Source organism: Delftia sp. (genome assembly GCF_059499305.1).
Genome location: NZ_JCABYI010000004.1, coordinates 294,305 through 313,670 on the forward strand (window position 1 = coordinate 294,305; position 19,366 = coordinate 313,670).

The 19,366-nt window shown below is 67.3% G+C and carries 14 protein-coding genes; 10 read left to right on the top strand and 4 right to left on the bottom strand.

Going from position 1 to position 19,366, the window contains the following annotated elements; all coding sequences use genetic code 11:
• Positions 1 to 100 precede the first annotated feature (100 nt).
• Positions 101 to 2,230 (top strand): DNA repair helicase YoaA, encoded by a 2,130-nt coding sequence (gene yoaA / locus AC5I49_RS03180; protein ID WP_495788824.1) that lies wholly within the window; start codon positions 101 to 103, stop codon positions 2,228 to 2,230.
• Here yoaA and AC5I49_RS03185 read toward each other — a convergent pair.
• Entirely contained in the window at positions 2,193 to 2,984 is a 792-nt protein-coding gene (locus AC5I49_RS03185; protein ID WP_016454842.1) for an outer membrane protein assembly factor BamD, read from the bottom strand. The two genes, yoaA and AC5I49_RS03185, sit on opposite strands and share 38 nt — an antisense overlap.
• A 211-nt stretch (positions 2,985 to 3,195) precedes the next feature.
• On the opposite strand from AC5I49_RS03185, the gene dnaE reads away from it, so the two are divergent.
• From dnaE to sbcB, 5 genes are all read left to right on the top strand, one after another.
• Positions 3,196 to 6,729 carry a DNA polymerase III subunit alpha gene (gene dnaE / locus AC5I49_RS03190; RefSeq protein WP_495788825.1) on the top strand — a complete coding sequence of 1,178 codons (3,534 nt, stop codon included), beginning with the start codon at positions 3,196 to 3,198 and terminating at the stop codon, positions 6,727 to 6,729.
• A 133-nt stretch (positions 6,730 to 6,862) separates the two neighbouring features.
• On the top strand, positions 6,863 to 7,240 hold the full coding sequence (clpS, locus tag AC5I49_RS03195) for an ATP-dependent Clp protease adapter ClpS (RefSeq protein ID WP_016454840.1): 378 nt from the start codon (positions 6,863 to 6,865) through the stop codon (positions 7,238 to 7,240).
• A gap of 63 nt (positions 7,241 to 7,303) precedes the next feature.
• Positions 7,304 to 9,640, top strand: a complete 2,337-nt coding sequence (gene clpA, locus AC5I49_RS03200; RefSeq protein WP_017404789.1) for an ATP-dependent Clp protease ATP-binding subunit ClpA — start codon at positions 7,304 to 7,306, stop codon at positions 9,638 to 9,640.
• A gap of 83 nt (positions 9,641 to 9,723) precedes the next feature.
• Positions 9,724 to 11,178: a cardiolipin synthase gene (gene cls / locus AC5I49_RS03205; protein WP_016446867.1), complete on the top strand. Its 1,455-nt coding sequence runs from the start codon at positions 9,724 to 9,726 to the stop codon at positions 11,176 to 11,178.
• Positions 11,179 to 11,215: 37 nt separating this feature from the next.
• Positions 11,216 to 12,655 carry an exodeoxyribonuclease I gene (gene sbcB / locus AC5I49_RS03210; RefSeq protein WP_495788826.1) on the top strand — a complete coding sequence of 480 codons (1,440 nt, stop codon included), beginning with the start codon at positions 11,216 to 11,218 and terminating at the stop codon, positions 12,653 to 12,655.
• A 133-nt stretch (positions 12,656 to 12,788) separates the two neighbouring features.
• Here the strand turns inward: sbcB and AC5I49_RS03215 are convergent, their stop codons facing one another.
• Positions 12,789 to 14,018 carry a nucleoside recognition domain-containing protein gene (locus AC5I49_RS03215; RefSeq protein ID WP_495788827.1) on the bottom strand — a complete coding sequence of 410 codons (1,230 nt, stop codon included), beginning with the start codon at positions 14,016 to 14,018 and terminating at the stop codon, positions 12,789 to 12,791.
• 148 nt (positions 14,019 to 14,166) lie between these two features.
• Here AC5I49_RS03215 and AC5I49_RS03220 point away from each other — a divergent pair, with 148 nt between their 5' ends.
• Positions 14,167 to 14,562 carry a VOC family protein gene (locus tag AC5I49_RS03220; protein WP_016446871.1) on the top strand — a complete coding sequence of 132 codons (396 nt, stop codon included), beginning with the start codon at positions 14,167 to 14,169 and terminating at the stop codon, positions 14,560 to 14,562.
• Between the two features lie 19 nt (positions 14,563 to 14,581).
• Here AC5I49_RS03220 and tam read toward each other — a convergent pair whose 3' ends face one another.
• Positions 14,582 to 15,355: a trans-aconitate 2-methyltransferase gene (tam, locus tag AC5I49_RS03225; protein ID WP_461609543.1), complete on the bottom strand. Its 774-nt coding sequence runs from the start codon at positions 15,353 to 15,355 to the stop codon at positions 14,582 to 14,584.
• A gap of 107 nt (positions 15,356 to 15,462) precedes the next feature.
• On the opposite strand from tam, the gene AC5I49_RS03230 reads away from it, so the two are divergent.
• Complete coding sequence (locus AC5I49_RS03230) at positions 15,463 to 16,371, top strand: LysR family transcriptional regulator (protein ID WP_461609544.1); 909 nt, start codon at positions 15,463 to 15,465, stop codon at positions 16,369 to 16,371.
• Positions 16,372 to 16,380: 9 nt separating this feature from the next.
• Here AC5I49_RS03230 and AC5I49_RS03235 read toward each other — a convergent pair whose 3' ends face one another.
• Positions 16,381 to 17,298: a LysR family transcriptional regulator gene (locus AC5I49_RS03235; protein ID WP_016446874.1), complete on the bottom strand. Its 918-nt coding sequence runs from the start codon at positions 17,296 to 17,298 to the stop codon at positions 16,381 to 16,383.
• Positions 17,299 to 17,373: 75 nt separating this feature from the next.
• Between AC5I49_RS03235 and AC5I49_RS03240 the strand changes: the two genes are divergently transcribed.
• Together AC5I49_RS03240 and AC5I49_RS03245 are read left to right on the top strand one after the other, a co-directional pair.
• The gene (locus tag AC5I49_RS03240) at positions 17,374 to 18,243 is read left to right on the top strand and encodes an HpcH/HpaI aldolase/citrate lyase family protein (RefSeq protein WP_016446875.1); all 870 of its coding nucleotides are present in this window, start codon (positions 17,374 to 17,376) and stop codon (positions 18,241 to 18,243) included.
• 81 nt (positions 18,244 to 18,324) lie between these two features.
• Complete coding sequence (locus AC5I49_RS03245) at positions 18,325 to 19,329, top strand: tripartite tricarboxylate transporter substrate binding protein (RefSeq protein WP_074923376.1); 1,005 nt, start codon at positions 18,325 to 18,327, stop codon at positions 19,327 to 19,329.
• Positions 19,330 to 19,366: the final 37 nt, after the last annotated feature.

Sequence of the window (19,366 nt, forward strand, 5' to 3'; positions counted from 1 at the left end):
GGCACACCAGTGGCATGGCGCATATTATCGGAGCGCTGCCCCCGGTGCCGGCTCGCCCGGCTCCCGTGGCGCTGTCTTTTTCAACAACCGGACCTGTCCTGTGCATTCCCTGACCGCCGCCGTGCAGGCGGCCTTCGCCCCGCAAGGCCTGCTGTCGCGCGCCGAGGCGCAGTTCCTGCCGCGTGAAGGCCAGACCCGCATGGCCCTGGCCGTGGCCCAGGCCATCGAAGAGCGCCAGACCCTGGTCGTGGAGGCCGGCACGGGCGTGGGCAAGACCTATGCCTATCTGGTGCCGGCCCTGCTCAGCGGCCAGCGCGTGCTGGTGTCCACGGCCACGCGTGCGCTGCAGGACCAATTGTTCGCACGGGATCTGCCGCGTCTGGTGGCCGCCCTGGGCATGCCGCTGCGCATGGCGCGCCTCAAGGGGCGCAGCGCCTACCTGTGCCTGGAGCGGCTGGAGCGCGTGCGCCAGGGCCGCACGGCGCCGCAGGACCCGCAGGTGCTGCGCAGCGTGGCCCTGGTCGAGCGCTGGGCGCGCACCACGCGCACAGGTGACCTGGGCGAGCTGCCCGCGCTGGACGAGCGCTCGCCCGCGCTGCCCCTGGTCACCTCCACGCGCGACAACTGCCTGGGCTCGGACTGCCCGCATTGGCAGGACTGCCATGTCAACGTGGCCCGCCGCACCGCGCTGGACGCCGACGTGGTGGTCATCAACCACCATCTGATGTTTGCCGACCTCGACGTGCGCGATTCGGGTGTGGCCCAACTGCTGCCCAGCGCGGGCGTGGTGGTGGTGGACGAGGCCCACCAGCTCAACGACACCGGCGTGCAGTTCGCTGGCCTGAGCCTGTCGGGCCAGCAATTGACGGGCTATGCCCGCGATGTGCTGCGTGCCGGCCAGGAACTGGCACGCGGCATGGCCGACTGGATGATGCTCTCGGCCCGTGTGGAGCAGGCACTGCGCGAGCTGCGCCTGGCCGCAGGCAAGCCCCCTGTGGGCGGACGTCTGTCCTGGCAGGGCGTGACGCCGCAGGGACTGGACGCCCAGAGCTGGCGCACGGCCCTGGTCACGCTGGGGCGCAGCCTGCGGGCGCTGGTGGAGCCGCTGGTGCAATTGCAGGTCAGCGATCCCGAACTGCGCAGGCTGCTCGAGCGCGGCAGCGAACTGCTGCGGCGCCTGGCCACCTTCGCGGCGGCGGCCGTGCAAGACACGGTGCGCTGGCTGGAATTGGGCAGCCAGCAGATGCGCATGCTGGAGTCTCCGCTGACCATTGCACACATCATGCGCACGCGGCTGCTGGGTCCGACGCAAGCGCAAGAGCAAGAGCATCAGGAAGGAAGCGGGCAAGACGCCGAGCCGCAGGAAAACGCACCCACCGCCCCGTACGAGCCGCCAGCGGGCACCGCCTGGATCTTCACCTCTGCCACGCTGGGCGACGACGAGCGGCTGAGTTGGTTCACCGAGCCCTGCGGACTGCGAGAGGCCCAGGTGCTGCGCGTGGACAGCCCCTTCGACTATGCGCGGCAGGCGGCGCTTTATGTGCCGTGGCCTTTTGCCGAGGCAGGAAGCCCGGCCCACAGCGCCGAGGTGGCACGCCTGGCGCTGGATGCGGCCCAGCGCCTGGGCGGCCGCACCCTGGTGCTGACCACCACGCTGCGTGCCCTGCACGCCATAGGCGACACGCTGCAGCAGTCGCTGGGGCTGTTCGGTGAACTCGATGTGCTGGTCCAGGGGCAGGCGCCCAAGCTGACCTTGATCGAGCGCTTTGTTGCAGCGGGCGAAGGCAAGGGCGCCAGCGCGGGGCGCGGCTGCATTCTCGTGGCATCGGCCACTTTCTGGGAAGGGGTGGACCTGCCTGGCGATGCGCTGCAGCTGGTGGTCATCGACAAGCTGCCGTTTCCGCCGCCCGACGATCCGCTGGTCGAGGCGCGTTCGCGCAGTCTGGAATCCGTGGGCCGGCAGGCCTTTGCCGACTACATGCTGCCCGAGGCCGCGATGGCGCTCAAGCAGGGCGCCGGGCGCCTGATCCGGCGCGAGACGGATCGCGGCGTGCTTGTGGTCTGCGATCCCAGATTGACCGCCAAGGGTTATGGGCGGCGGCTGCGCGCTGCGCTGCCGCCCATGCGGACTCTGGAGGACGAGGCGGCCTTTGTTCAGGCCCTGCAGGCGCTGGCGCAGCCTGCGCCGCAGGTCACCACAGTTTCCACCACGACTTCTGCTTTGCCGTGACGTCCTTGTCGGAGTCCTGGCCGTACGAGGCGGTCAGCACGCGCTGCGCATCGTCACGCAGCTGGGTCATGCCCAGTGCATCGTATGAGTTCACCAGGATCTGCATGGCCTCGCGCACGGCGGGCACGCCCTGGTAGTCCTTGACGGCGGTCTGCGCACGTGCGATGGCGGCCACGTAGGCGCCGCGTCCGTAGTAGTAGCGGGCCACGTGGACTTCGTACTGCGCCAGCGAGTTGACGATGTACTGCATGCGCAGCCGCGAGTCTTCGGCGTAGCGCGACTCGGGGAAGCGCGTCACCAGCTCGCGGAATGACTCGAAGGAGTCCTTGGCGGCCTTCTGGTCGCGCTCGGACAGATCCTGGCGCGACAGCCAGGAGAACATGCCCAGGTTGTCATTGAAGTTGACCAGGCCCTTGAGGTACAGGGCGTAGTCGGTGGCGGGGCTGGCCGGGTGCAGCTTCAGGAAACGGTCCAGCGTGGCCGTGGCCTGGACCTTGTCGCCGCTCTTGTACTGGGCATAGGCCTTGTCGAGCTGGGCCTGCTGGGCCAGGGGCGTGCCGGCGGCACGGCCTTCGAGCTTCTCGAACAGCGGAACGGCCTTGTCGAACGCACCGGACGCGGCTTCGTCGCGCGCCTCGGTATAGATGCGGTCCGGGGTCCACTTGGCAGTAGGGTCTTGTTGCGTACTGGAGCAGGCTGTCAGGACGCCTGCGACCAGCACGGCGGGAACGATGGACAGGGGAATACGCTGCATGGTGGACGTTTCTCGGGCAATCGAAGGGCGGTGAGAGGGTTGGCGGGCAGGGACGCGGGCCGCGCTGAGGGGCCGCATGAAGCCTGATTTTCCCGCAACCGGGCCGAGGCATTGTAACGGCCTGCGATGCCCGCCCCGCAGGCGGGGGCGGCGGCAAAGCATGGCCGCGAACGGGTCCCGGCCTTGCGGAGCTTTCTACAATGGCGCCCATATGTTTGTCCATTTGCGCCTGCACACCGAATTTTCCGTCGTGGACGGAACCAACCGCATCAACGCCATCGTCAAGGCCGCCGCCGAGGATGGGCAGGTCGCACTGGCCGTCACAGACTTCAACAACCTGTTTGGCGGCGTCAAGTTCTATCGCGAAGGCCGGGCCAAGGGCGTCAAGCCCGTGCTGGGCGCGGAAATCCAGATCGAGGGCGAAAACGGCGCCGCGATCTCGCGCATCATCGTGCTGGTGCAAAGCCCGCTGGGCTACCACAACCTGTCCGAGCTGCTGGCCCGGGGCTGGACCCGCAATGTGGTCAAGGGCCAGGCCGTGCACACATGGGCCTGGCTGCAGGAGCTGGGCGAAGGCCTGATCGTGCTGGCCGGCGCCCAGGCCGGCCCGGTGGGCCAGGCACTGATGCGCGGTGACGAGGCCGGCGCAGCAGCCGTCGCCCAGCGGCTGGCGAGCATGTTCCCGCACCGCTTCTTCATCGAGCTGCAGCGCGCAGGCCGGCCTGACGACGAAGCCCATGTGCTGGCCGCCGTGCAACTGGCCGATCGCCTGAACCTGCCCGTGGTCGCCACGCACCCCATACAGTTCTTCGGTCCCGACGACTACGAAGCGCACGAGGCGCGCGTGTGCATCGCCGAGGGCGAGATCCTGGCCAACCCCAAGCGTGTGCGCCGCTTCACGCGCGACCAGCATTTCAAGACCGTCGCGCAGATGCAGGCGCTGTTCGCCGACATTCCCAGCGCCATCGCCAACACCGTGGAAATCGCGCGTCGCTGCAGCCTGACGCTGGTGCTGGGCAAGCCGCAGCTGCCCAACTTCCCCGTGCCCGAAGGCATGACCATGGACGAGTTCTTCCGCCAGGAGTCCTTTGCGGGACTGGAGGAACGCCTGGTCCATCTCTATCCCGACCCCGCCAAGCGCGAGGCCCAGCGCGAGCGCTATGTCGAGCGACTGGAGTTCGAGATCGGCACCATCCTCAAGATGGGCTTTCCGGGCTACTTCCTCATCGTGGGTGACTTCATCAAGTGGGCCAAGCTCAACGGCTGTCCCGTGGGTCCGGGCCGCGGATCGGGCGCCGGCTCGCTGGTGGCCTACGTGCTCAAGATCACGGACCTGGACCCGCTGGAATACAACCTGCTGTTCGAGCGTTTCCTCAATCCCGAGCGTGTGTCCATGCCCGACTTCGACGTGGACTTCTGCCAGGCCAACCGCGACCGCGTCATCGACTATGTGAAGCAGCTGTACGGCCGCGACGCCGTCAGCCAGATCGCCACCTTCGGCACCATGGCCGCGCGCGCGGCCATCCGCGACGTGGGCCGCGTGCTGGACATGAGCTACACCTTCTGCGACGGCATCTCCAAGCTCATTCCCAACAAGCCTGGCCTGCACGTCACGCTCAAGTACCCGCCCAATCCGAAGAAGGAGGGCGACAAGTACACCTACGCCATCGAGGCCGAGCCCATGCTGGCCGAGCGCATCGACAAAGAAGAAGACGTCAAGACACTGATTGAAATGGCCCAGAAGCTCGAAGGCATGACACGCAACATTGGCATGCACGCGGGCGGCGTGGTGATTGCCCCGGGCAAGCTGGCCGATTTCTGCCCGCTGTACCAGCAGCCGGGCAGCGACTCGGCCGTGGCCATGTACGACAAGGACGATGTGGAGGCCGTGGGCCTGGTGAAGTTCGACTTTCTGGGCCTGGCCACGCTGACCATCCTGGAGATCGCGCGCGAGTTCATCATCAAGCGCCACAAGGGCCAGGAGAACTTCGCATTCGAGAACATCCCGCTGGACGATGCGCGCACCTACCAGCTGTTTTCCGAGGGCAAGACCGAGGCCGTGTTCCAGTTTGAATCGCGCGGCATGCAGGGCATGCTGCGCGACGCCAAGCCCAGCCGGCTGGAAGACCTGATCGCACTGAACGCCCTGTACCGCCCGGGACCCATGGACCTGATTCCCAGCTTCGTGGCGCGCAAGCACGGCAAGGAAGTGGTGGAGTATCCGCATCCGCTGGTCGAAAAGGTGCTGGCCGAAACCTACGGGATCATGGTCTACCAGGAGCAGGTGATGCAGACCGCCCAGGTGCTGGGCGGCTACTCGCTGGGCGGCGCCGACCTCTTGCGCCGTGCCATGGGCAAGAAGAAGGTCGAGGAAATGGTCATGCACCGCGGGATCTTCCGCGAGGGCGCGGCCAAGCAGGGCATCAGCGAGGAAAAGGCCGACGAGGTCTTCGACCTGATGGAGAAGTTCGCGGGCTACGGCTTCAACAAGTCGCACGCCGCCGCCTACTCGCTGCTGGCCTATCACACGGCCTGGCTGAAGGTGCACTACACGGCCGAGTTCTACTGCGGGAACATGACCGTGGAAATGGACAACACCGACAAGCTCAAGGTGCTGTACGAAGACGCGCTCAAGATGGGCATCAGCTTCGAGCCGCCGGATGTCAACCGCGGCATGTACCGCTTCGAGCCCGTCACCGACAAGGTCATACGCTATGGCCTGGGTGCCATCAAGGGCACGGGCCAGCAGGCCATCGAGGCCATCATCGCGGCCCGTGAAGGCCGCGGCGTGGGCCCGCGCGGCGCCGACAAGGGGCCGTTCAAGAGCCTGGCCGACTTCTGCGTGCGCGTGGACCGCACGCGCCTGAACAAGCGCACGCTGGAAGCCCTGATCAAGGGAGGTGCCTTCGATGCCATCGAACTGAACCGCGCGGCCCTGGTGGCCTCCATCGACCATGCCTTCGAGTTCGCCAACAAGACGCTGGCCAATGCCAACCAGGGCGGGCTGTTCGACATGATGGGCGAGGACGCCGTGGGCTCCAGCACCCAGGAGCCGCCCCTGGCCGATGCCTTGCCCTGGGGCGTGAAGGAGAGGCTGACCCAGGAAAAGACCGCCGTGGGCTTTTACCTGTCGGGCCATCTGTTCGACGAGGTCGAAAAGGAGGTGCGCCGCTTCGTGCGCACGCCGCTGGCCGAGCTGCGCGACAGCCGCGAGCCCCAGACCCTGGCCGGCATCATCAGCGACTTCCGCGCCATCAACGGCCAGCGCGGGCGGCTGGGCCTGTTCAAGATCGATGACGGCTCGGGCGTGATCGAGGCCTCGGTGGACGAGAACACGCTCAATACCTATCGCGATCTGCTCAAGGACGACGAATTCGTCGTCATCACCGGGCGCCTGCAGCTGGACCACTTCAGCGGTGGCCTGCGCATGAAGGCACAGCGGCTGTTCAACCTGGCCGATGCGCGCTGCCGTTTCGCACGCTACCTGCAGGTCAGCGTGGGCGAGAAGATGCCCGACGTGGTCGGCCTGCTGCGCCAGTTCCCCGCCGTGGTGGAGCAGGGCGAGCATGGCGAGCTGCAGCGCGGCATGAAGGTGCGCCTGGGACTGGTCTGCGAGGACGAGCGCGGCTCGGCCAGCTGCGAGCTGGCCCTGGGCGACGGCAGCCGCTTCTATCCCAGCGACGCGGCCCTGGCCGCCTGGTATGCCCAGGCGGGCAGCGCCCAGGTCAAGGTGGTCTACGAATGACGCGCAAGGTGGCGCAGCGCCCGGTGGCGGCAAGCAGGCACTGCTTTGGTGCGTGCTGGCCAGCCCGGGCAGGCGCCGCGCTTGAATTCTTCAGGCACGCCTCGCATATCCCTTCCGGAAAACAGTGGCTCCGATGGCTAGAATGATTTTCATGGCAACCCAACCCCCTTCGACCCCTCCTGCCATTCCCACAGTGCGGCCCGTGTCCGATGACGACGGCGCCGTGGTGCTGGAGCGGCGGCGCCAGCGCGTGCAGCCGCCGCAGATGTACCAGGTCGTGATGCTCAACGATGACTTCACGCCCATGGAATTCGTCATCATCGTCCTGCAGGAACTCTTCGGTAAGGACCGCGAAACGGCCACCCAGATCATGCTCAAGATCCATCTCGACGGCCGCGGCGTCTGCGGCGTGTACTCGCGCGATGTGGCGGCCACCAAGGTCGAGCAGGTGCTGCAGGCCGCCCAGAAAGCGGGCCATCCGTTGCAGGCCATGTTCGAGCCTGTTGAATAAACCCGGGCCGCCCTGATTTATGGTTGCAGTCAATAATCCCCAGCAAGCGAAAAGGAGTCATCAATGATCGCCCAGGAACTGGAAGTCAGCTTGCACATGGCCTTTGTCGAAGCACGCCAGCAGCGCCACGAGTTCATCACCGTGGAACACCTGCTGCTGGCCCTGCTGGACAACCCCAGTGCAGCGGAAGTGCTGCGCGCCTGCTCAGCCAACATCGATGACCTGCGCTCGGCCCTGTCCAACTTCATCAAGGACAACACGCCCCAGGTCGCGGGCACCGACGAAGTGGACACGCAGCCCACGCTGGGTTTCCAGCGTGTGATTCAGCGCGCCATCATGCATGTGCAATCGACCGGCAACGGCAAGAAGGAAGTCACGGGCGCCAACGTGCTCGTGGCCATCTTCGGCGAGAAGGATTCGCACGCCGTCTACTACCTGCACCAGCAGGGCGTGACGCGCCTCGACGTGGTCAATTTCATTGCCCACGGCATCAAGAAGGGCGAACCGCCCGAGCCCGCCAAGGCCGAAAACCCTGCGGAGTCCGAAGAGGGCGCCGGTGGCGAGCGCAACGAAAAGGCCTCGCCCCTGGAGCAGTTCACGCTGAACCTCAACCAGGCGGCCAAGGACGGCAAGATCGATCCGCTGATCGGGCGCGACTACGAGGTCGAGCGCACCATCCAGATCCTGTGCCGCCGCCGCAAGAACAACCCGCTGCTGGTCGGCGAGGCCGGCGTGGGCAAGACCGCGATCGCCGAGGGCCTGGCCTGGCGCATCACCGAAGGCAAGGTGCCCGAGGTGCTGACCGAGGCCGTGGTCTATTCGCTGGACATGGGCGCGCTGCTGGCAGGCACCAAGTACCGTGGCGATTTCGAGCAGCGCCTCAAGGGCGTGCTCAAGTCGCTGAAGGACAAGCCCAACGCCATCCTGTTCATCGACGAGATTCACACGCTGATCGGCGCGGGCGCCGCTTCGGGCGGCACGCTGGACGCGTCCAACCTGCTCAAGCCGGCGCTGTCCAGCGGCCAGCTCAAGTGCATCGGCGCCACCACGTTCACCGAGTACCGCGGCATCTTCGAGAAGGACGCGGCCCTGTCGCGGCGCTTCCAGAAGGTGGATGTGGTCGAGCCCACGGTGGCCGAGACCGTTGACATCCTCAAGGGCCTGAAGTCGCGCTTCGAGGAGCACCACAGCGTGCAGTACGCCGCCGCCGCCCTGCAGGCTGCGGCCGAGTTGTCGGCCAAGTACATCAATGACCGCCACCTGCCCGACAAGGCCATCGACGTGATCGACGAGGCCGGCGCCGCGCAGCGCATCATTCCGGTGGAGCAGCGCAAGCAGACCATCGACAAGGCCGAGATCGAGGCCATCGTGGCCAAGATCGCGCGCATTCCGCCTGCCAACGTGTCCAACGACGACCGCAGCAAGCTGCAGACGCTGGAGCGCGACCTCAAGAGCGTGGTCTTCGGCCAGGACAAGGCGCTGGAAGCGCTGGCCTCCTCGGTCAAGATGGCGCGCTCGGGCCTGGGCAAGCCGGACAAGCCGATCGGCTCCTTCCTGTTCTCGGGCCCCACCGGCGTGGGCAAGACGGAAGCTGCCAAGCAGCTGGCCTACATCCTCGGCGTGGACCTGATCCGCTTCGACATGTCGGAGTACATGGAGCGCCATGCCGTCAGCCGCCTGATCGGCGCGCCTCCGGGCTATGTGGGCTTTGACCAGGGCGGCCTGCTGACCGAGGCCGTGACCAAGAAGCCGCATTCGGTGCTGCTGCTCGACGAAATCGAGAAGGCACATCCGGACATCTTCAACGTGCTGCTGCAGGTCATGGACCACGGCACGCTGACGGACAACAACGGGCGCAAGGCCGACTTCCGCAACGTGATCCTCATCATGACCACGAACGCGGGTGCAGAGACCATCAACAAGGCCTCGATCGGCTTCACCAACCCGCGCCAGGCCGGCGACGAAATGGGCGACATCAAGCGCCTGTTCACGCCGGAGTTCCGCAACCGTCTGGACGCCATCGTCAGCTTCAAGCCGCTGGACGAGCAGGTCATCCTGCGCGTGGTCGACAAGTTCCTGCTGCAGCTGGAGCAGCAACTGGCCGAAAAGCGCGTGGAGGTCACCTTCACCGATGCGCTGCGCAAGCACCTGGCCAGGAAGGGCTTCGATCCGCTCATGGGCGCCCGTCCCATGCAGCGCCTGATCCAGGACACCATCCGGCGCTCGCTGGCCGACGAACTGCTGTTCGGGCAGCTGGTCGACGGTGGCCGCCTGGAAGTGGACTGGGTGGCCGACGCCGACGATGCCGACAAGGGCGAAGTCAAGCTCGACATCACGCCCCAGCCCAAGCAGGACCCGGCTTCCGAGCCGGCCGAGCCCAAAGAGGCCACCGCCGACTGATGTGCATCGCCTGATGCCCATCGCGCAAGCCGACAGCCCCCCGGGCTGCCGGCTTTTTCTTTGATCCGCCCGAAGGAGTCTTTGTGGAGTGGCTTCGTCAGTACCTGACCCATGAGAATGCGCTGCTGCTGCTGTCGGTGACCTGGTCGGTCTATGTGGTGATCGTCGCGGTGTGGATCCTTTTGCAGCGCAGCGCACCCGTGGCCACACTGAGCTGGCTGCTGTCCATGGCGGCGATTCCCGTGGGCGGGCTGGCCATCTACTATTTCTTCGGCCCGCAACGGCTCAAGCGCCAGCGCATCAAGCGGCTGCGCGCGCGCAAGACATCGCGCGTGCGCTCGGGCGTGCAGCGGCTGCGCGAGCGCATGCCCGGCAGTCCCGAGCGCCTGCACCAGGTCGCGCGACTGGTGGCCGCCACCAGCGACTTTCCGGTGAGCACGGCCACCGACCTGCGGCTGCTGGTCGGTGGCGCGGCCACCTTCGACGCCATCATCGACGCGGTGAATGCCGCGCGCCACCACATCCACCTCGAGTACTACATCTTCGAGCCCGACCAGACCGGCACGGCCCTGCGCGACCTGCTCATACAGCGGGCCCGCGCAGGCATACAGGTGCGCCTGCTGGTGGATGCCCTGGGCTCCAAGAAGCTGGGGCGGCGCTTTCTGCAGCCGCTGGAGGATGCGGGCGCCGAGGTCGCGCTGTTCCATGGCACCAAGATCGGCCGGCGGCTGCGCCCGGTCATCAACTTCCGCACCCACCGCAAGATCCTGGTGTGCGACGGCAAGGTGGGCTTCACGGGCGGCGTCAACGTGACCGACGAAGAGAACGCGCGTGTCATGCCCGATGCCTACCACGACGTGCACCTGCGCCTGGAGGGCGCCATCGTCAACTGGCTGCAGACCGTGTTCCTCGAGGACTGGGCCTACGCCCTCGAAAAGGACCCCAAGAGCGAGCCCGCCGACATCGACCTGCTGCTGCCGGACGCACCCGAGGGCCCGCTGCCCGTGCAGGTCATCACCTCCGGCCCCGACAACGGCCTGCAGGCCATCTACCGCGCCCATCTTGCGGCCATCAACGCGGCCGAGGAGCGTGTCTGGCTGACCACGCCGTACTTCGTTCCCACGGAGGCCGCGCTGGCCGCGCTCACCAATGCCTCGCTGCGCGGCGTGGATGTGCAGCTGCTGGTGCCGCGCCGCTCCGATTCGGCCCTGGTCACGGCGGCCGCGCGCTCCTACTACGACGAACTGATCCGCTGCGGCGTGCGCGTCTACGAATACAAGGCGCGCATGCTGCACTCCAAGACGCTGGTGGTGGACGGCAGCATCTCCATCATCGGCACGGCCAACTTCGACTACCGCAGCTTCTTCCTGAACTACGAAGTCTGCGCCATCGCCTACGGGCCCCAGCTCAATGGCGACCTGGCGCGCCAGTTCGAGCTGGACCTGGAGCAGGCGCAGCGCGTGCATTTCAAGCGCGACCTGGGCTTCGCACTGCGCCTGTTCGACTCCGGCGCGCGCCTTTGCTCACCCTTGCTGTGATGTCCGGACGCACTTTTTTCGCAGGCATACTCGCCCGATGGCCCATACCTTCTTCTGGCACGACTACGAGACCTTCGGCGCCCAGCCGCGCTATGACCGGCCCGCGCAATTCGCGGGCATCCGCACCGATGCGGAACTCAATGAAATCGGCGAGCCCGTCATGTGGTACTGCCAGCCGGCAGGCGACTACCTGCCCGATCCGCAGTCCTGCCTGATCACCGGCATCACGCCCCAGCAATGCCTGGAGCAGGGCATGCCCGAGGCCCAGTTCGCCGCCCGCATCGAGGCGGAACTGGCCCAGGCCGGCACCGTGGGCGTGGGCTACAACACCATCCGTTTTGACGACGAGATCACGCGCTTCATGTTCTGGCGCAACCTCATCGACCCCTATGCGCGCGAATGGCAAAACGGCTGCGGGCGCTGGGACCTGCTGGACGTGGTGCGCATGGTCTATGCGCTGCGCCCAGAAGGCATTGTCTGGCCGAAAAAGGAGGATGGATCTCCAAGCTTCAAGCTCGAGGACCTGGCCCGCGCCAACGGCCTGCTGCACGAGAAGGCGCACGATGCCCTGTCCGACGTGCGTGCCACCATCGGGCTGGCCCGGCTGATCCGCAAGGTCCAGCCCAGATTGTTCGACTTCGCCTTCTCGCTGCACAAGAAGGACCGGGTGCTGCAGGAAATGGGCCTGCCGGCCGAGCCGGCGCATGCCAGGCCCTTCCTGCACGTCAGCGGCATGATCCGGCCCGAGAGCGGTTGCATCGCCGTCATGTGGCCGCTGGCCACGCACCCCACCAACAAGAACGAGATCATCTGCTGGGATCTGGCGCAGGACCCGTCCGAGCTGGCCTCCATCGACGTGGACACGCTGCGCCTGCGCCTGTTCTCGCGCGCGGCCGACCTGCCCGAAGGCATGCAGCGCCTGCCCATCAAGAGCATCCACTTCAACAAGTCGCCCATGGTGGTCGGCAGCCTCAAGACGCTGAGCCCGGCCATGGCCGCGCAATGGGGCATCGATGTGGAGCAGTGCATGGGCCATGCGGCCATTGCACGTGACCTGCCCGACATGAGCGCGCTGTGGCGTGCCGTTCACCAGCGCCCTGCGCAGGAAGGGCTGGATGCCGACCAGGACCTGTACGGCGGTTTCGTGGGCAATGAGGACCGGCGCCGCCTGAACCACCTGCGCAGCCTGTCCGCGCAGGAGCTGGCGCTGGACCGCACGGGCTTCGACGATGCCCGCCTGACCGAGCTGCTGTTCCGCTACCGCGCCCGCAATTTCCCCGCCAGCCTGAACCCGGCCGAGCGCCAGCGCTGGCTGCAGCACTGCGCGGCCTGCCTGATCGAAGGAAAGGGCGGCGCACGCACGGCCGAGCAGATGTTTGCCATGGTCGATCAGCTATCGGAAACTGCCGACGAGCGCGGCGAGGAAATCCTGGGGGCGCTGTATGACTATGCCGAGGCGATCATGCCGGAACTTTAGTTCCCCCTGAGCCGCTGCGCGGCTTCTCCCGAGAGGTGCGACACCCTCGCGGCGGGGCGGCCGGCGTAGGCACTTGCTCGGTCTTCCTCGCCTTGGACCGCGTCGGCTTCAGGCGCAGCGCCCATTTGTGCCTTCAGCCAAAGAACTTGTAGCAGACCACGATGGCCGCCACCACGCCGGCCAGTTCGGCGACGAGGGCGCAGGGCACGGCGTGGCGGGCACGCTGTATGCCCACGGCGCCGAAGTAGACGGCCAGGACGTAGAAGGTGGTTTCGGTGCTGCCCTGGATGGTGGCGGCCACCAGGGCGGCGAAGCTGTCCACGCCCTGGGTCTGCATGGTCTCGATCAGCATGGCGCGCGCCGCGCTGCCCGAGAAGGGTTTGACCAGGGCCGTGGGCAGGGCGTCCACGAAGCGGGCGTCCATGCCCATGGCATCGACCACCCAGCGTATGCCCGACAGCGCATACTCCAGCGCGCCCGATGCGCGGAACACGCCCACGGCGCAGAGCATGGCCACCAGGTAGGGCAGCAGGCCCTTGGCCACGTCAAAGCCTTCCTTGGCGCCCTCGATGAAGCTGTCGTAGACCGCGACCTTGCGCCAGGCGCCCAGGGTGACGAACAGCACGATCAGGGCAAACAGCGTCAGGTTGCCCAGCAGCGATGACAGCTGCGCCAGCGCGGCCGCCGACAGCGTGGCCAGAAAGGCCATGAAGCCCGCCAGCGCCAGGCCCAGCGGCAGCAGGTAGCCCAGCACCACGGGGCTCCACAGCGGCAGCCTCTGCACGACGGCCACGGCCAGCAGGCCGACCAGGGTCGAGGCCGAGGTGGCCAGCAAGATCGGCAGAAAGACCAGGGTGGGATCGGGCGCACCCTGCTGCATGCGGTACATGAAGATGGTAACGGGCAGCAAGGTCAGCGACGACGCATTGAGCACCAGGAACAGGATCTGCGCATTGGTGGCGGTGTCGGGCCGGGGATTGAGCTCCTGCAGCGAGCGCATGGCCTTCAGGCCCATGGGCGTGGCCGCGTTGTCCAGTCCCAGCCCGTTGGCCGCGAAGTTCAGCGTGATCAGGCCCAGGGCCGGATGGCCGCGCGGCACCTCGGGCATGAGCCTGGCGAACAACGGGCCCAGCACGCGCGCCAGCCACTCCACCACGCCGGCCTTCTCTGCGATGCGCAGAAAGCCCAGCCACAGCGTCAGCGTGCCGAACAGCAGCACCATGACCTCGACCGACAGCCTGGCCATGGCAAACAGCGCCTGCACCATGGCCGAGAAAATCCCGGCCTGGCCACCGACCAGCCATTGGGCCAGCGCAGCCACGGCCGCCACCAGAAAAAAGCCCAGCCACAAGGCATTCAGCATGGATTCCCGTCCCTCACGAGGCAATTGCAAGCCGCCATTGTGGGGCCAGCCGCAGGGCTTACGGGCCAGGGCGGCAGGGCATTGACAGGGCTCCGTTATCCTCGCGGCCCCGCGGTCCGAGGACCGCACCATTGCTGCAAAGGATTCCATGCCCCAGGTGATAGGACAGGTGAGCGTCGCCGTGCGCGACTATGACGAGGCGCTGCGCTTTTATGTGGGCGCGCTGGGCTTCGTGCTGATCGAGGACACCGCCCTGTCCGAGGGCAAGCGCTGGGTCACCGTGGCCCCCGGTGGCGGCGGTGTGCGCCTGCTGCTGGCCCGCGCCACGAATGAGGAACAGGCCGCGCGCGTGGGCAACCAGGCGGGCGGGCGCGTGTTCCTGTTCCTGCAGACCGACGACTGCCTGCGCGACTTCGAGGCCTACCGCTCGCGCGGCGTGCGCTTTGTGCAGGATCCCCAGCGCAAGCCCCACGGCACCGTGGCCGTGTTCGAAGACCTCTACGGCAATCTGTGGGATCTCATCGAGTTGCATCCGGCGCGCTGAGGGCCGAAGGCGCGCTGCTTCAGCGGCTGGCCACGATGAACAGCCTGGGGAAGGGCAGCAGCACCGTGCCATCGTCCAGCGCGGGGTAGGCCTGGGAGATGGCCTGCAGATACGCTGCGTAGAAGCCGGCCTTTTGCTCCTCGTCCAGCGGCGCGACGAAGGGGCGCAGCGCCGAACCCTTGAACCACTCAACCACCGCGGCATGGCCGCCCGCCAGCGGGTGGAAGTAGGTGGTGCGCCAGACATCGACGTTGCTGCAGTGCGGGCGAAGCAGGGCGTAGTAGAAGTCCGCGCTGTGACGTGCGGGGTGGCGCACATCGCCAATCGTGGCAGCCCATGGGCCGCTGGCGGCCACTTCGCGTGCCAGCCGGTGGGCCGGTTCTTCCAGGTTGTCCGGTGTCTGCACGGCCAGGCTGCCACCGGGGGCCAGGTGGCTGACGAGGCGCGGGTAAAGCTGCTGGTGGTCGGGCAGCCACTGCAGCGAGGCATTGGCCAGGATCACGTCCTGCGGCTGGTCGGGCTGCCAGGTGGCGATGTCGGCCAGGCAGAAGGCCGTGCCCGGCAGCCGCTTGCGTGCGGCATCCAGCATGTCCTCGGAATTGTCCAGTCCCATCATGGTGGCCCCGGGGAAGCGCTGGGCCAGGACCTCGGTGGAGTTGCCGGGGCCGCAGCCCAGGTCCACGGCCAGCCGCACGGCGCGGCCAGGCAGATCGGGAATGGCGGCCACCAGGTCGCGCACGGGGCGGGTGCGTTCCTGCTCGAACGTTGTGTACTGCTTTGCGGACCAGGTCATCGTGTTGCCTTTCAGGTAGGTGTGTTTGTGGGGCGCGAGCGTAAATCCGTCCATTCATGATTGCAAATGCCACAATCGAAGCCTTCCCATACCTTGAAAGTATTGATGTGCCCGAGCTTCGCCAACTGCGCGCCTTTGTCGCCATCGCCGAGGAAGGCCACATCACGCGCGCGGCCGAGCGCCTGGGCATGCAGCAGCCGCCGCTGACGCGATTGCTGCAGGGCCTGGAGCACGAATTGGGCGTGGAGCTGGTGCAGCGCCTGCCGCGCGGCGTGCGGCCCACGGCGGCGGGGCTGGCGCTGCTGGAAGAGGCCAGGGCTCTGCTGGCCCGCTCCGATGGGCTGGCCGAGGTGGTGCGCCGCGCCGCCCGCGGCGAGACGGGCCGGCTGGCCGTGGGTTTCACCAGCTCTGCCGCACTGCATCCCTTCGTGCCCGGCGTGCTGCGCATGTTCCGCCAGCAGGTGCCCGGCGTGGCCGTGGCGCTGGAGGAGGCGGGCACGGGCGAGCTCATGGATGCATTGCTGCAAGAGCGGCTGGACGCGGCCTTTGTGCGCTCGCCCCTGCACGGCAGCCAGGGGCTGCAGGCCGTGCCGATTCTGGAGGAGCCCATGCTGCTGGCCCTGCCGGCAGGGCATGCGCTGGCACGCCCATTGCGCCGGCCCGTGCCTTTGCCGCAGCTCGCCTCGGAGGATTTCGTGCTGTACCGGCGCAGGGTGGGGCAGGGCCTGTACGACGCTATTCTCAAGGCCTGCCTGGAGGCCGGTTTCAGCCCGCGCGTGGTGCAGGAGGCGCCGCGCATGACGGCGACGCTGAGCCTGGTCTCGGCAGGGCTGGGGCTGTCCATCGTGCCGGCCTCCATGCAGCGCCTGCGCAGCGACGGCATTGCCTACCGCACGCTGTCGCAATGCCCGGGGCTGGCCGCTCCGCTGCATCTGGCCACGCGCGTGGGCGATGCGTCTGCGGTGCTGCGCAGGTTCCAGGACCTGGTTGCCACGGCGGCCGTGGCGGAGTCCTGAAGGTGCGGCCTATGGTGACCTGGTTGCTGCGCGTGCGGCAGCGCGAGGACCGCCGCGCTGCCTGACCACGGTGCGCGCGCATTCCACCAGCTTGTGGATCAGCGGCAGGCGTGCCGAAGAGCGCAGCCACATCACACCGAAGCGTCGCGACTGCGATTCCTCGGGCAGGGCCAGCCGCACCACGCCCTGGCCATCGGGCAGGTTCAGGGCCGTGTCGGGCACCAGGGAGACGCCCAGGCCCCTGTCCACCATCATGGCAATCGCCACCAGCGAGCTCAGTTCAAAGCGCTCCTGTGGAGCGATCTGCGCGGCGCGCAGGTAGCGCTCCACCATCTGGCCGCCGCCCAGGCTGCGGTCATAGCGGATCAGCGGCTGGGTGCGCAGCAGCGTGTGCGGGTCCAGGTGCGCCAGCTGGCGCGGCACCAGCAGCACCAGCGGCTCCTCGCGCAGCAGTGTCCAGTCGAAGGTCTTGGCCAGGGCGAACGAGGGGTGCAGGCAGACCGCCGCATCCAGCTCGCCCTGCCGCACGGCCTCGTACAGCTCGCGCGTGGTGGCCGACCGCAGGAACACCTTGGCGTCGGGGCACTTCTTCACGAAGCCGGCCAGGATGTCGGGCAGCAGGCTGTGCAGCGCCGTGTTGATGGTGCCTATGACCAGTTCCCCGGCCGTGCCTTCCTGGCTGACATGGGTCTTGGCATTGGCCAGTTCGCGCAGCAACTGCGGCGCGGATTGGGCCAGGCGGTGGCCGGCCGGGGTGGGCAGCACGGTGCGGCCTGCGCGGGCCAGCAGGGGGGCGTCGAACTCGCGCTCGAGGATGCGGATCTGCTGGGCCACGGCGGCGGCCGTGATATCCAGGCGCCGCGCGGCCTCGGCCATGGAGCCGGTCTCCACCACAAGCAGGAAGCTGTGCAGGTAGCTGGTTTCCATAAACAAAGAATTTGTGTGGTTTGAACAAATATTACCTGTGTTTCTCTTGGCTTTCTGCCGCCCACAATGCGGGCCATGAGAAGCAAACTGTTTGTTCCCGCATCGCGTCCCGAGCTGTTCGCCAAGGCCCTGGCCGGCGAGGCCGACGCGCTGTCCTTCGACCTGGAGGACGCGGTGGCCGAAGCGCGCAAGGACGAGGCGCGCAGCCTGCTGCGCAGCTTCCTGCTCAGCCCTGAAAGCCGGGGCCATGGCAAGACGCTCATCGTGCGCGTCAACGCCATGGATACGCCGCATTTCGGCGCCGACATCGCCGAGATGGTGCGCGACGGCGTGCACCTCATCAACCTGCCCAAGCCCGAGACCGTGCAGCAGGTGCGCGAGGCCGCACAGCGCATTGCCGATGCGGCAGATGCCAACGGCGTGCCCCAGGCGCCTGGCCTGCTGCTCAACATCGAAACACCTCGCGCCCTGCGCTGCGCTGCCGAACTGGCCGGCGCCCACGCCAGCGTGGCCGGCCTGCAGATGGGGCTGGGCGACCTGTTCGAGCCCTTTGGCGTGAACCGGCGCGAGCCCGCCGCCATTGCCCAGGTGCTGCTTGCCGTGCGCATGGCCGCTGCCGAGGCAGGCATCTATGCCTATGACGGCGCCTTTGCCGACATCCGCGACAGCGACGGCTTCAGCGCCGAGGCGCGGCTGTCGCGCGGCCTGGGCTTTCTGGGCAAGACGTGCATACACCCCAGCCAGGTCGCGCTGGCCAATGCGGTCTACCAGCCGACCGAGCAGGAGATTTCCCACTCGCTGAAGGTGGTCCAGGCGGCCCGCGAGGCTGACGCCAATGCGCTGGGCGCCTATGTGGTGGACGGAAAGATGGTGGACAAGCCCTTTGTGCTGCGTGCCCAGGCCATCGTGGCTGCGGCGCATGCACAGGGGCTGCTGGTGGCCTGAATAGGGTTCTGGCATTCCGGTGTACCGGCGTCCTGCATGCCGGGCAACACAACGACAAGAAACAGGACAGGAGACAAAGACATGAGCATTTCGCATTGCCGCACGCGGCGCAGGCTGGTGGCGCTGGCGGCCACGGCAACGGTGGCCACGCTGGCCGGGCTGGCTTCGCCGGGATTGATGGCGCAGGGCGCCTTCCCGTCCAAGGCCATCACCATGGTGGTTCCCTATCCGCCGGGAGGCTCCAACGATGTGTTCGCACGCCAGGTGGCCAAGGAAATGGGCGATCTGCTCAAGCAGACCGTGATCGTGGACAACCGGCCCGGTGCCAGCGGCAACACCGGCACGGCCTCGGTGGCCAAGGCGGCGGCAGACGGCTACACGCTGGTGGCGGTGTCGTCGAGCATGACCACGAATGCCGCGGTGCAGGCCAAGATGCCCTTCGATCCCGTCAAGGACCTGGCGCCCGTGGCCATGTTTGCCAAGGGCCCGCTGGTGGTGGCCGTGAACAACGAATTCCCGGCCAGGACGCCGCAGGATCTGGTGCGCGCCATCAAGGCCAGCCCGGGCCAGTTCAACTACGCCACCTCGGGCACCGGCAGCATCAACCACTTCGCGACCGAGATGATGCGCTCCATGGTGCCGGGCATGGACATCATGCATGTGCCCTACAAGGGCCAGGGTCCGGCCGTGACCGACGTGATCGGCAACCAGGTGCAGATGCTGGTCTCCAGCGGCCCGTCCATCCTGCCCATGGTGCGCAACGGCAAGCTGCGCGCCATCGGCATCACCAGTCTCAAGCCCAGCCCCATTGCGCCGGACCTGACGCCCATGGCAACAGCCATCCCGGGCTACGAATTCGATCTGTGGTGGGGGCTGCTGGCGCCTGCGGGCACGCCAGCCGACATCGTGGACCGCCTCAACCAGGCCGTGAACCAGGTGCTGGCCAAGCCGACCATCCAGGCCAGCTTCCTGCGCGAAGGCGCCATTGCCAACCCCGTGACGCCGCAGCAGTTCGCACAGGTGATCCGCAGCGACGTGGCGCGCTGGAAGCAGCTCGCCAAGGACCGCAATATCCAGGCCGATTGAACCCGGCCTTTGGCGGGAGGTGCCCCAGGCCTTCCCG

What these genes read in the sequence shown, in the direction of transcription:
- AC5I49_RS03185 (WP_016454842.1), bottom strand. Translation starts at nt 2,984, where the DNA reads ATGCAGCGTATTCCCCTGTCCATCGTTCCCGCCGTGCTGGTCGCAGGC.
- dnaE (WP_495788825.1), top strand. Translation starts at nt 3,196, where the DNA reads ATGTTTGTCCATTTGCGCCTGCACACCGAATTTTCCGTCGTGGACGGA.
- clpS (WP_016454840.1), top strand. Translation starts at nt 6,863, where the DNA reads ATGGCTAGAATGATTTTCATGGCAACCCAACCCCCTTCGACCCCTCCT.
- clpA (WP_017404789.1), top strand. Translation starts at nt 7,304, where the DNA reads ATGATCGCCCAGGAACTGGAAGTCAGCTTGCACATGGCCTTTGTCGAA.
- sbcB (WP_495788826.1), top strand. Translation starts at nt 11,216, where the DNA reads ATGGCCCATACCTTCTTCTGGCACGACTACGAGACCTTCGGCGCCCAG.
- AC5I49_RS03215 (WP_495788827.1), bottom strand. Translation starts at nt 14,018, where the DNA reads ATGCTGAATGCCTTGTGGCTGGGCTTTTTTCTGGTGGCGGCCGTGGCT.
- AC5I49_RS03220 (WP_016446871.1), top strand. Translation starts at nt 14,167, where the DNA reads ATGCCCCAGGTGATAGGACAGGTGAGCGTCGCCGTGCGCGACTATGAC.
- tam (WP_461609543.1), bottom strand. Translation starts at nt 15,355, where the DNA reads ATGACCTGGTCCGCAAAGCAGTACACAACGTTCGAGCAGGAACGCACC.
- AC5I49_RS03235 (WP_016446874.1), bottom strand. Translation starts at nt 17,298, where the DNA reads ATGGAAACCAGCTACCTGCACAGCTTCCTGCTTGTGGTGGAGACCGGC.
- AC5I49_RS03240 (WP_016446875.1), top strand. Translation starts at nt 17,374, where the DNA reads ATGAGAAGCAAACTGTTTGTTCCCGCATCGCGTCCCGAGCTGTTCGCC.
- AC5I49_RS03245 (WP_074923376.1), top strand. Translation starts at nt 18,325, where the DNA reads ATGAGCATTTCGCATTGCCGCACGCGGCGCAGGCTGGTGGCGCTGGCG.